The organism is Streptomyces sp. NPDC005070 (assembly GCF_053600395.1).
On the sequence record NZ_JBSFZS010000048.1, the window covers coordinates 46,021 to 58,726 of the forward strand.

The 12,706-nt window shown below is 70.0% G+C and carries 9 protein-coding genes; 1 reads left to right on the plus strand and 8 read right to left on the minus strand.

The features are described 5' to 3' along the window. Window positions 1-62 precede the first annotated feature (62 nt). From ACWEBX_RS18460 to ACWEBX_RS18485, 6 genes are all read right to left on the minus strand, one after another. Entirely contained in the window at window positions 63-2,744 is a 2,682-nt protein-coding gene (locus tag ACWEBX_RS18460) for a tetratricopeptide repeat protein (protein WP_451885883.1), read from the minus strand. 23 nt (window positions 2,745-2,767) lie between these two features. Then, window positions 2,768-3,070 (minus strand): trypco2 family protein, encoded by a 303-nt coding sequence (locus ACWEBX_RS18465; protein ID WP_451885884.1) that lies wholly within the window; start codon window positions 3,068-3,070, stop codon window positions 2,768-2,770. A gap of 215 nt (window positions 3,071-3,285) precedes the next feature. After that, complete coding sequence (locus ACWEBX_RS18470) at window positions 3,286-6,552, minus strand: GH92 family glycosyl hydrolase (protein WP_451885885.1); 3,267 nt, start codon at window positions 6,550-6,552, stop codon at window positions 3,286-3,288. Window positions 6,553-6,912: 360 nt separating this feature from the next. Next, window positions 6,913-7,878 (minus strand): lytic polysaccharide monooxygenase auxiliary activity family 9 protein, encoded by a 966-nt coding sequence (locus tag ACWEBX_RS18475; RefSeq protein WP_451885893.1) that lies wholly within the window; start codon window positions 7,876-7,878, stop codon window positions 6,913-6,915. Between the two features lie 749 nt (window positions 7,879-8,627). After that, window positions 8,628-8,837 (minus strand): hypothetical protein, encoded by a 210-nt coding sequence (locus ACWEBX_RS18480; protein ID WP_451885886.1) that lies wholly within the window; start codon window positions 8,835-8,837, stop codon window positions 8,628-8,630. A 914-nt stretch (window positions 8,838-9,751) separates the two neighbouring features. Continuing rightward, window positions 9,752-10,114, minus strand: coding sequence for a helix-turn-helix transcriptional regulator (locus ACWEBX_RS18485; protein ID WP_451885887.1), 363 nt, complete (start codon window positions 10,112-10,114; stop codon window positions 9,752-9,754). Window positions 10,115-10,272: 158 nt separating this feature from the next. Here ACWEBX_RS18485 and ACWEBX_RS18490 point away from each other — a divergent pair, with 158 nt between their 5' ends. Next, window positions 10,273-11,034, plus strand: coding sequence for an ANTAR domain-containing protein (locus ACWEBX_RS18490; protein WP_451885888.1), 762 nt, complete (start codon window positions 10,273-10,275; stop codon window positions 11,032-11,034). A 381-nt stretch (window positions 11,035-11,415) separates the two neighbouring features. On the opposite strand, the gene ACWEBX_RS18495 is transcribed toward ACWEBX_RS18490, so the two are convergent. Continuing rightward, window positions 11,416-11,652: a hypothetical protein gene (locus ACWEBX_RS18495; RefSeq protein WP_451885889.1), complete on the minus strand. Its 237-nt coding sequence runs from the start codon at window positions 11,650-11,652 to the stop codon at window positions 11,416-11,418. A gap of 40 nt (window positions 11,653-11,692) precedes the next feature. Next, window positions 11,693-11,983: a DUF5131 family protein gene (locus ACWEBX_RS18500; RefSeq protein WP_451885890.1), complete on the minus strand. Its 291-nt coding sequence runs from the start codon at window positions 11,981-11,983 to the stop codon at window positions 11,693-11,695. Window positions 11,984-12,706: the final 723 nt, after the last annotated feature.

The following is a 12,706-nucleotide window of genomic DNA, read 5'->3' on the forward strand; positions in this document are numbered from 1 at the left end:
GACGATGACCGAGGGGTGGGCGGCGGAGACCTCCGCGGCCCACCCCTCGGCGGTTCCGGATCTCAGTCGTGTGTGCGTTCCACCGCCGCTTCCAGTTCCGCCACACGGCGCGGCGCGTCGATGGAGCGGACCAGCTCCAGCGCCTCGCCGTAAGCCTCGCGGGCGAGGACGGGCCGCCCGGAATGCAGGTGGACGTCTCCGAGGATGGTCAGCATGGTCGCGAGACCCGCCTGGTCTCCCCGGTCTCGATGGAACGCGATCGCCGGAGACAGGATCGCCTCGGCGTCGGCATGCCGGCCCATCTGGTCGTAGGCCAGTGCTAGATGCCACTGGCACCAGACGCTCTCGTCCTCGTTCGCGCGTCGCCGGCTCTCTGCCAGCGCCTCCTCCAGCACGTGTGCGGCGTCCTGCGGACGGTCGAGCTGCCGGTACGCGTCACCCATGTGTGCGGCGAGCCAGATCTCGGCTCCCTTCTCTCCTCGTTGCCGGTGGATGGCACGGGCCTCGGCGTACTGGCGCAGGGCGTCCCGCGGGCGGTTCAGGTCGCACTGGAGGTCTCCGAAGTGCGCCAGGATCCAGCCCTCCCTCTCCTGGTCGCCCGCGCCGCGCGCGATCTCCAGGGCCCGCTCGTACAGCGCGGTGGTCTCCTGCCGCCGGCCCAGGATGCGTCGTGCCTCCGCGAGATGGACGAGTGAACCGAGCTCGGCGGACTCGTCGTGCAGCCGGCGTGCGGCCTCCACCGCCATGGCCTTGACCGCCTCCATCTCCTCCCAGTGGCTGCGGTGGAAGAGGAGCCCGTAGAGAGAACCGGCCATCCCCAGGAGCAGCACCCACTCCTCGGCGTCGCGCGCCTGCCGTACGGCTGCCTGGACGTTGAGATGTTCGGCGGTGAACCAGTCGATCGCCTCCTGGGGCGGCAGCTCGTGCGCCCCCGGCCTGCTCATCCAGTGCTCCAGACGGCTCGCGTACCAGCCGAGGGAACGCCGGACGGCTTCCCTTCGTTCGGCCTCGGAATCGGTGCGCTCGGCATGCTCCCTGGCGTACAGCCGCAGCAGGTCGTGCAGCCGGTAGCGCCCGCCGGTGATGTCCGTGATCTCGACCAGTTGCCGGTCGGCGAGTTCGCCGAGCATGCGTTCGGCGTCCTCCAGCCCGACACCCGTGCAGCTCGCGACCAGTTCGGGCACGAAGTCGGCGCCGGGGAGCAGGCCGAGGTGCCGGAACAGGCGGCCGGTGTCCTGCCGGAGCGTCCGGTAACTGATCTCGAAGCTGCTGCGTACTCCCGCGTCCTCGCCGTCCAGTTGCCCCTCCAGTCGCGCGATGCGCTGCCGCTCGTCCGCCAGCAGTGTGGCGTGCTCGCTCAGCGGCTTCCGCCGGGCGATCACGTTACCCGCGGCGATACGGACGGCGAGGGGCAGACCGCCCAGGAGGGAGACGATTCGGTTCGCGGCGTCGGGCTCCCGGACGACCCGTTCGGTGCCGACGATCCGCCGGAAGAGCCGCAGTGCCTCCACCGTGGGCAGCGGATCGACCGGCAGCCGCTCCGCCCCCGTGATCGACGGCAGTGCGGAGCGGCTCGTGATGAGGGCGGCGCTGCCCGGTGACACGGGGAGCAACGGTACGATCCGGGCCACTTCGGCCACGTTGTCGAGCACGAGCAGGCTGGGGCCGCTCTCGAACTGCTTCTGCAGTTCGGACCGGCGCGACGGGCTGTCCGGGGGCAGTTCATCGCCCTTGAGCCCGAAGGCCTGCAGGGCCTGGATCATCGCCGCGTCGGTGGACACGTCGAGATGCCCGCCACCGAGGTCGACCTGAATGCGTGCGTACCGGAACGTGGGGGCGAGGCGGTGGGCGATCTGGGTGGCCAGCTGTGTCTTGCCGACACCGGCCATGCCATGGACCACCACCACCGGGGCGCTGTCGGCCAGGCGTTCGGTGAGCAGGACGGTCGCCTTCGCGATCGCCCGCTCCCGGTCGGTGAAGTCCGTCACCGCGCGGTTCAGGTGCGTGTGGCGGCTCGCCCGGCGCCCGGTGCGCGTCCCGGCGTACGGCAGCGCCACCCAGGTGCCCGGATCGAGATCCGGCCACCACGTGGTGCCCTCCAGCAGAGCCCGCAGGGCCGTCACCGGTGCCACGGTCAGCGTCGAGCCTCCCTCCGGCAGATGGTGCTCACTGATGACGCCGACGGCCAGCGAACCGAGTTCCGGGTCCTCGGCGAACACCACCGCTCCGGACATGCCACGCCACGGCGAGGTGTGTCCCGCGCGCGGGCCCGGTGACCGCGGTGTCGAGGTCGTCCGCAGCTCCAGCAGTCCACGCCGTACGTGGGAACCGGGCGGAATCACGCCCTCGATCTGCACGCTGTCCCGCAGGGGGACGTCGGCGTGCTCCGCGAGGTGCTCGTTCCAGCCGGGATAGCCGATCGCCCAGCAGTTCTCCACCGGCCTGGTCTTGCTCCGGTCGACCCTGGCGAACCTCACGGCGGGCATGTCGTCCAGCGCGTGATCGGCGGCCACCCGCAGCAGGGCGATGTCCCGTTCCCCGTCCGCCGCGAGCACCTGTGCCATGAGTTGGCTTCTGTCCTGGCGGCGCACGGTGACCGGGTCGTCGGGGACATCGCCGGTGAGGACATTGTGCGCGGCGGTGAGCACCAGCCGGCCACCCACGAGGTAGCCGGAGCCGACGCTCCAGGTGCCGACGGCACGTCTGCGCAGCACTTCCACCGCGCGATCGAGCGGGCTGAACACGACGGTGGTCCCGGCCGGCCGTGTCAGGGCCTGACGAAGGAGTCACGCGTCACCTTGACGGGCCTTCCGGTGGAATCCGTGGGCGCCTCGAGGGTGAGCACGATCCGCTGGATCTCCTCCCTGCGGTACGTGCCGTCGCCGCCCAGTTCCACGACCCAGAACTTGGCACGCCCGGTGCCGGACGCCTCGCGTGTGATGCCGACGTTCACCTCCAACTGCACCTGCCCCACGGTGAAGCCGAAGTCCGCTCCCGACGCGGCGCCGACCGCCTCCGCGAGTTCCTCCCGCAAGGCGGCGATGGTGTCGGCAAGCCCAAGGTTCCCCACGGTGATCTCCCCCGGTTTCCGCGTGTCCGTCGGATACGTTCTTCGCGAGGCGAGTATGCCCGGACCCGGGTGACGGGAACGCGGAATCGCCGGAACGATCCGACATGTGAACTGACTATGTATTTCCGGCGAGTTGAGGTCTCGATGCGCATCGCGTGACGGAGACGCGGCCACCCGGCGGCGGGCGGTTTCGGTGGCCGCGTCTCCGTCACGGTTCATCCGGTGGCGAGGGTGAAGACGTGCAGGTCCGCGTTGTCCGGGAGCTTGACGCTCTTGATCGTCTTCCCCTCCGGTGCCGTGAACGGCTTGGTGGCGAAGACGTAGGTGGCCACCGGGTCCCTGTCGGCTCCGGCGACGTTGCGGTAGGCGGTCTTCGCCACGGTCGCGTTGCCGTACTGGACGGTGCCGCCCCCGCCGCCGACGGTCCAGTCGGTGAAGGACAGATCGACGGAGTCGGTGCCGCCGTCGGTGTAGGTGACGGTCGCCGTGGTCTTCTGGTTGCCGTTCACGGCGCTGCCGACGAAGGACAACCGGGTTACCGGCTCGCTCAGTTCGATGGTCTGCGAGGTGCCCGAGGCGTTGTCGGGGCGGCCGGACGGAGACTTCGGCCAGGTGAAGGCGAGACCGTCCACCGTTCCCCGGCCACCCGGGGTCAGACCCGCGTCGGCCAGTGCCTGACGGGAGTAACTCCAGCCGCCGCCGTCGTAGTCGGCCTCGGCGTGATCGCCGGTGTCGTCCGAGACGCCGGTGTTGTCGTAGGCCGCGAGGAGGGATCCGGGGGCCGCGACGGTGAGCGCCACCGGCTGAGTGTACGAGGTGCCGCCGGAGGTCACGGTGACCTTGACGTCGTAGAACCCCTGCTCGGCGTCGGTGGCGGCGGTGAGGGAGATTCGCTGGGCGCCGTCGGTCACCGTGCCCTCGGCCGGCGTCGCGGTCACGCCCGCGGGCACGTCCACGTGGAAGCGGACCTCGGGTCCGGCGCCGCCGCCCAGGGCGAGGGCGCGGATGTCGAGGGCGGTGCTGCCGCCGGGCGGGAGCGTCGCCGCGGTCGGACCCACCCCGATCTGGTACGGCTGCTCGCCCGTGCGGAAGGAGGGCGGTGCGGCGGCCTCGGCGCTGCCCCAGCTCTTGTTCGGTGTCGCCGACAGCGTGTAGTCGAGGGTGCCGCCCTCACGGACGAAGGAGGCCGGCAGCCAGGGCCGTTCGCTGCCGCGGCCGTCGACCCGCAGCGACTGGACGTACGGGGTGTCCGCGGCCGCGCCCCGGGCCCGGATCTCGATGTCGGCGCCGCCCGGACGGTCGATCTCGATCCTCGGGAACAGCGGTGAGGCCAGGGTGAGTTCGGCGCGGGAGGGCACCTGCGGGTACATGCCGAGCGCCGAGAAGACGTACCAGGACGACATCTCGCCGAGGTCGTCGTTGCCGGGGATGCCCTCGGGCCGCGTCGACCACAGCCGGGTCATCGCCGCGCGGACGGTCTCCTGCGTCTTGTAGGGCGCGCCCGCGTAGTCGTACAGGTAGGGCACGTTGACCGACGGCTCGTTGTCCAGCTCGGACTTGTCACCGCCGCTGCCGCTGAACGCCCAGCTTCCGTCCGCGTTGTGGAAGAACGTGTCGAGGCGGTCGAGGGCCTTGTCACGCCCTCCCATGGCGGCGAAGAGGCCCGCCGGGTCGTGCTGCACCATCCAGGTGTACTGGGCCGCCGTACCCTCCACGAAACCGTTGCCGGTCGCCGGGGTGAAGCCGGTGACCCAGCTCCCGTCGGCCTTCCGGTTGGCGGCGTAGCCGCCGCCGGGGTCGGCCGCGATGTTGAAGTTGTTCTGCCACCACTGGCTGCGCTCGGCGAAGTCGGCGGCGGTCTTCTTCTCCCCCGCGGCCCTGGCCAGTTGGGAGATCGCGAAGTCCGCGCCGGACATCTCCAGGGTCTCGGCCGCACCGCCCCAGGCGTTGGACACGGACGGCATGTAGTGGTGTTCGAGGTACTTGTCGAGCGAGGGGCGCTGACCCACCGAGAGCACCGGTTTGCCCGCCGGTGAGAGGTCCTGCGCGGTCGGCACGGTCGCCGCCTTCACCAGGGAGCCGAGCGCCCCGCGCAGGTCGAAGTCCGTGCCGCCGAAGGCGCGGATGCCCGCGAGGGCGGGCGCCGACGGATCACCGTTCATGACGTGTGTGCCGCTCGCGCCGTGCAGCCAGCGGTCCCAGACTCCCCCGTTCTGCCGGGCGAGTTCGAGGAGCGACTGCGCGATGTCGGAGCCGGTCCCGGGGTCGAGCAGGGTCAGGAGCTGGACCTGGGAGCGGTAGACGTCCCAGCCGGAGAAGGTGCCGTACTGCGCCTCGTGGCCCCGGCCGACCCGGTGCACCTTGTCGTCGGAACCCCGGTATCTGCGGTCCGCGTCACTGATGACGTTCGGGTGCAGCAGCGCGTGGTACAGCGCGGTGTAGAAGGTGGTGCGGTCGCCGTCGGTGCCGCCGCCGACGGCGATCGCGCCGAGCCGCTCGCGCCAGGCCCGGTGGGCGGCGCGCCGGACGGAGGCGAAGGAGCGGGACGGCGGGTTCTCGTCGTCCAGGTTGGCGGTCGCGCCCTCCTGACTGACGTAGGAGATACCGACCTTGACGTTCACCGGGTCGGTGCCCGGCTCGAACTCCACGTAGCCGCCCGCCCCCTTGCCCACGAGGGGGCGGCCGCCCTGCGCGAAGCCTCCGGTGCCGCCGCTCGCCTCGGTGGCCCCCGGGCTCAGCCGGTCGTCCTGCCAGGTGCCGGTGGTCTTGAAGTCGCGGTCGAAACGCGCGGTGAAGTACAGGGTGTAGTAGGAGCGTCGGCCCTCGGGATCGAGATAGCCGCAGAAGTTCCCGGAGGTGACGGAGCCCGAGACCGTCCTGGTCGCCGGGTCGATGCGCACGGTCGAATCCGTCGATCCGACCTCGGAGTTGGCGGTGCGGATCAGCATCGAGGCGGGCTTGTCGGCGGGGAAGGTGAAGCGGCCCGAGCCGGTGCGCGCGGTCGCCGTGAGATCGGCGGTCACACCGGAGGCGAGCCCCACCTTGTAGTGGCCCGGCTCGGCCAGTTCGTCGGAGTGCGCGAACCCCGCCGCGTAGACGGCGTCCTTGGTGTCGGTCGCCGGGGACGAGGTGACCTCACCCGCGTACGGGAAGAACGGGATGTCGCCGCTGCCGCCCGCGCATCCCGTTCCGGACATGTGGGTGAGGCTGAAGCCCCGGACGCGCGTGGCGTCGTACTGATAGCCGCCGGGCGCGGCCGTGCGGGTGGCGTCCCCGCGGGTGTTCTCCGGGCTCCAGGAGAGCATGCCGAAGGGCGTGACGGCACCGGGGAAGACATTGCCGCCGTTCCTGGTGCCGATGAGCGGGTCGACGTACGTGGTGGGGTCCTGGAGTGGCCCCGACGGAGGTGCGGCGAGCGCCGGGGTGGCGCCGGCGACCGTCAGGGCGACGGCCAGCAGTAACGATGACGGGCGGAAACGCATGACGCGGCCCCTCCTCCTTCGGACGGGTCGCGCACCACAGGTCGCACAAGCCGCAGGGACAGTAACGTGCGCCACGGGTACCACGGAAGACCGCCTGCGCCGCCGGTGCCGCGCCCGCCGCGCACTCCGATGGAGTCACGCCCCCGATCGGCACCAATGAGCCGAGGTAGGCCGTCAACCTTCTTGACATCGTTGTCCGTTGAGGCGATAGAGTCGGGAGCAGACCGTTCGACAACGTTGTCGCGCACATCGGTCGCCACAAGCCGCACCATCCCGGGCAGGGCCTCCCCCGCCGCGTCCGGGCTCGCGGACCGGGTGGGTCCGAACCCACCCACCCGGTCCGCCCCGAGCGTCGCTCGTTCAGCCGACCCGACAGGGAAGGGCCGTTGACGGATCGCCACCCGAACCCGTGACGACGTAGCCGAACGTGGTACTGCCGCCCGGACTCAGCGAGCCGTTCCAGTCGGCGTTGTGCACCATCACGTCCTGCCCGCCGTAGGTCGCGTTGCCGTTCCACAGACTGGCGACCGACTGTCCGCCCGGCAGCGTCCAGTCGACCATCCAGCCGAGCATCGGGACCGTACCGGTGTTGGTCACCGTCACCTCGGACTGGTAGCCGCCCGGCCAGGTGTTGGTGGTGCGCCGCGTCGCCGAGCAGGTGCCGGGCGGGGGCTCGGTCGGGTTGCCCGGGTCGTGGATGCCGGTGACCTCGCCGTTGCCGCCGTCGAACACGACGTCGGAGCAGGAGTAGAAGGTCTCCGCGCTGTCCGAGCGCTGCCAGACCATGTAGACGATGTGGCGGCCGGTCTTGCCCGCCGGCAGCCTGCCGCTCCAGGAGTAGTTGGCCGCGACCGTGCCCGGGGTGCCGTTGAGCGGCGGATGGTCGACGGTGAGGAACGGCTGGTCCTCCATGGCGTCCCAGGTCAGCGTCCTGGTCGGGTCGAAGCCGTCCTTGGTGATGTAGACGTAGAACCAACCCGGGTGAGCCGCCCAGGCGTTGTAGGCGAAGTCGACGGTCGCGCCCGCGGTGAGGTGGGTCAACGGCCAGTCGGAGCGCGGCAGATCGAAGCCCGAGAAGTTGGCGTTGCCGCCACTGCACAGCGAGCCGTCGGGGACGAAGCCGCGGGTGCGTCCCGCGCCGTCCGAGCGCAGCACCGAGAACCAGTTGTAGAACGGCGTGGTCCCGCCGGCCTGCTGGGCCGCCTTGCAGGCCGGGTTCACCGGTTTGATCTCACCGGTGTCGGTCAGCCCGTCCTGCCAGCACAGGAACGTACGGCTGCCGGGCTTCATGGGGGTGCCGTGGGCCTCCGCCCGCGTGCCGGTCATGACGATGAGGGCGAGGGCGGGGAGCACGGCCAGCAGGGCGAGGAGAACGAGGAAGGGGGACGGACGGCCGCCGGGGAGCGGTAATCGGGACAGTGGCGGTCGGGCCACCCCCGCACGCTTCAATCTTGATAGGAGCATGACAATCCCTTCGTGGGGTGTACGGGATCGGGGCGAGGCGGGAGCGACTCCGGGGCGGGTTCCGGTCCACCGTATGGGAGCGCTCCCACCTCACTCGGAAAGTAACGCACTCGGGATCCCCTGTAAACGCCCGGCGCGTCGGGGTGTACCGGGCTCACCGCCGAGGGAAGGCGGCGGCCTGCCCTCCGGTCCGGGGCTCGGGTGACGGTCCAGACGCCGCTGCCGCCGTCCTGGCCTCCGCCGTCCCGCCCGCTCGTCGTATGGGACGTCAGCCTCGTGATGGTGGCCCCGGCCGTGTGCAGCGTTCCGTTCGACCGTGCGTGCGCGACGCCCGTCTCCTCGAAGGTGCGCAGGGCGAGCAGCAGGATCAGGGCGGCCATGACCAGACGGAACACCCAGCGCAGCGCATGACCTCGCATGGTCCTTGGCCGCCTCGTGCCCGGTCCCGTCCGCGACGTCGTGTCCCCGGTCTGCTGCTGCGTCATCGGGCTCCCCCGCCTTCCGGTCGGGGACGGACGAAAGCCGCCCCACCGGATCACACGCTGCACAGCCGACCATGGTTGCGGTCGGCCGCCCGGCCGTGACCGTGCCGGCACGGGTGCCGCAGGAGGTCAACCGTCTCTACGGTCCAGGACACGACGGGCCGCTTCTGCCTCTGCCGCAGCGGGCGACAACTCGTCGAGCGTGTCGAGTTCGTCGTCTGCCTCCAACTCGCTTTCCCAGGCCTCGGCGAGGCGCTCCTGCTCTTCGCGTGGTTCGGCGCCGACAGTCTGCCGGTCCTCCGGGTTCAGAGCCGCCAGAAATCTAGTCACCGAGTCCACGGCATGCCGTACTCCTCGTCGCTGGGCAGCGTGTTGATTCCCGCCCAGCATGGTCAGTCGGTTTCGGTCGGTCGCCTGACACGGCTTCAGCGCACTCGGATGGCCGCAGCCCGGACGGGCAGCTCCGACGGACGCCCGTCAGACCGCCACGGGCCGAACCACAAACAGCCTGTCGGTCCAACCGTCAGGGTCCGGTGATAACAGCGCGGGCGCCGCGGCGCCCGCGCCTGTGGCGGCAACGGGAATTCGGTGCTCATAGCCATCCACCCATCCGCCAGGCTGAAGAACGACAGCGCCGCCGGCCGCACGGCTTCCACCACCCCTGGTACTGTCGCCTGCTGTCCTGCTCAGACTGGTACGGTGCCGGGCTCCCGGTGAGGGTGAACCACTTCGCGGTGCTCATACCGCGTCGCCACATCGGTCTGTCCGTTTCAGGTGGTGCGTACGGTCAGATCACCGGTCACGATCCCGGTCCCCGTCCGTACGGGCACCTCCTCGCCCGGTGGACACACTTTTCGTCGTCCACGCCGCTGGCCGTGATGTCTTGGCTCCGGGGTCATGACTGATGCGGCCCAGTCGATCAGCGGTCGGCCCCCGCGGAATCACTCTGCTCGTAGTTGGCCAGCGCCAACCCGAGGGCGAAGAAGGAGGCGTGCTCCTTCGGTCCGAAGCACGTGTGCCCCTCGGTCACGACGGCAAACACCGCCCTGCGTCAGGCTGGCCGGGCCTTCCTGCGGCCAGGAGTTGGTGTGCCCGCCTTGGACCGGCACTGGCGGAGCCAGCAGCGAACTCGCCAAGCTTCTCCCGGGAAGACTGTGTTCCCCGTTCTGCCGTTCCGGCCGGAGCGGACGCGCCGAGAGGCGGTCCGCCCCGGCGGGAGGCAAGCCGCTCGCACTATCTCGCGCGCCGGGGCGTCAGAGCCCGGCATCCTCCCGCTGCGGTGTGCGTGGACCGCCGTCCACTGAATCGTGACGGCGGTCGTCGTGGGTGGCGAGCATCTTCAGCAGCTCCGCCACCGACAGCCCCTGCTCCGCCGGGTGACGCAGGAGGGTCCCCTGCGGGATGCGGTACGCGTTGGACCGGCCCTCGCGCGTGTGGGTGAGATACCCGTCGGCCTCCAGGTCGGAAATGATCTTCTGGACTGCGCGCTCCGTCAGCCGGCAGCGTGCGGCGATGTCGCGGATCCGAGTGGTGTGGTCTTGCGCGATCGCGGCCAGCACGCGGGCGTGGCTGGTGAGGAACGTCCATCCCGTATGCGGCTCAGGCACTTCTACCATCCCCTCAGCATAGGGCTCGCCATTCACGTGTACAAAAGAATGAAATAAATTTCCGGTATCCCTTGACGTGTTAGAGACCGGGAGTGCAACCTGAAGGCCGGGTACCACGCACGGGCCGGACCAAAGGTCTCCGGCAGCGCCTCACCGAGGACAGGATCATGTACGCACCACTGGTCGACCGCCCCGCGCTGCAGGGCCTGGCGATCGACGCGCCGTCCCAGGACGGTCGCGTCCTCGTCACGATCCGCGGCGAACTCGATCTCGGCACGACCCAGAATCTGGAGACAGCCCTGCGCCACGCCCTCAAGAGCAGCCTCCTGGGCGTGGATCTGGACTTGAGCGAAACGACCTTCTGCGACTGTGTGGCTCTCAACGTCCTGATCGCCGCCAGGCGACATGCCCTGGACGGGCAAAAGACCCTCACCATCCGCTTCGCCAGCGCTCCGGTGCTACGGCTGCTGACCCTCACGGGGACGCTTTCGCTGTTCGCCCCGGAAGACCCCAAGCCGACACCGCCTCATCACGACGGCCGCACGCCAGGGGAGCACGCCCTGAACCACGACGAGCAGGAACTGCGCAGCGAGGTCGTCCAACTTCGCCGGGCCATGCAGACCCGGCCCGCCATCGACCAGGCCCAGGGCATCCTGATGGCCTCATTCGGACTCAATGCCGAGGACGCCTGGACCGTGCTGGTCAGCGCCTCCCAGAACACGAATACCAAACTCCACCAGGTCGCCGACGAGGTAGTGACCACCGTCCAGGGCGGGACGCTGTCCGGCGCGGTCCGCCAACACGTGGCCGCGGCAGTGGCCGCGCTCAGGACGGCGTCGGAGCCAGAGCAGCCGTCGTGGGACGACGCGGCGCCCCGGTCCGCCGTACAGACATCTCAGGACGAAGGAGAGCCCGGAGCGACCCCCTGAAAGAATGCCGCCGCCCGGAACGCAAGCTCTGCCCGCCGCAGCCTGTCCCGGGATCCCACACGGTCCGGCCCCCCGGCATCCGAGAGGAGCGAGGCCCACCCCTCGCACCGTCGCCGTCGAGCTCGACAGGCGCCGACCGGCCACCTCCCTCTGGCGGAAACAATCACGCCGGGGATGCGAGGACGATCACCGTGGCCGGCGCCAGCGCCCCGGCGCACGATTGCCTGCGCGGTGAACACGGCCAGTGGCCATTTCGATGGCGGCCTTGGTAGCGACGGCCAAAATGGTGAGCGCTCCGGCGCCGATACGCAGAAGCGCCCTTGGCCGCCTACGCCGAAGTCGGCCGACAGGCGCGTGGGTGGTTCAGACTGCCACGGACGGTCACAAGTGGTTCAGCACGTTGCCGTTCACACAGTGGTTCAGGGCGTCACCCACCCATGCCCCGCCCACCGGCACCACCGCGAGTTCCTGGAGACACACGGAAGCGGCACTGAAGTTCCAGTTGTTCGCGGCGTTCACACCGCTGCCAAAGTTCGAGTCGTTGTCGGCATGTGCGACGGGAGCAGCCAGAGCCAGGGCGGCCGCGGGCAGTACGGCCAGCATCATGATCTTTTTCATGTACCGGCAACGACGGCCGGTGCCGCCAGGTACCGCCCCATCACCTGTCCGGGCTCATCCAGATGCGATACACGGCGGCCGAGAGCGGCATCTGGTCCCAGGTACGGCCGTCCAGTTCGCGGCCGCCGGCCTTCGGTGTGCGGCCGCCCCACTGCTTAAAGAAGAAAGACACCCCGTCCTCCTGGCAGATGTCCCTGATCTGTGTCACCCATGCCTCGTCCAACCGCCGGTGCCCGGGCCCGGACTCGCCCCCGGCAATGACCCAGCCGATGCCCGTCACCTCAAGCCCGTCCAGCGGCCCCAGCAAAGACTCACACGACAGGAACTTCACCGCCGCGGGCACCAGCCCGCGAGTTGGGCCGTCCGGCGACGCTATCGCGAGCATCCGGACGGGCAGGCAGGGTGCCAGCACCTCTGCGTGTCGGGGTGCTGCAGCAGACCGGCGGCGTCCCACATTTGGTGGTGCCCGATTGCTGCCGATCGGCGAGCATGGTCCAGGCACGGTCCTCGTCGAGGGACTCCTGCAGCTAGGTGCACCAGGCGGCACGTCGCTGCATGTACCGTCCGGCGGCTTCGCCCTCGATGACCCGGACGCGGTCTCGGGACCGGCCCCACGTATCGGCCCTGTCGGGCAGGTGGTCGGCAACTAGAGGCGCAAGGACGGTCGCCGGGAGCGCGACGCCGGCAGGGACACCGTGCCTGAGTGCGATGACGGCTGCGGCGAGGCTGAGGAGGGCGCCGACCATGCTGGTTGGCCGCAGGGTGCCGGTGAGTCCCCAGATAACAGGACAGCTACCTCGGGCTCGAACAACCAGAAGCGCCGAGACGTGACGAGTGCCGCTGCCTCGGATCGGCCGAGGGCGTGATCATCCCGTTCGTCCTGCCAGTACTGCCCCCTTATCGGCCGGTGGTGTTCATGACGACGTATCACCTAACCATGATCCAAAAACCGATGATCTTTGAAGAGGGACCCTAGTTCTGCGGCGCGCCGAACCACTGGGCGGCCGCATGCTCGAACGCGTCGCGATCCAGGGCGGCCTCGCTCGCCCAGGCC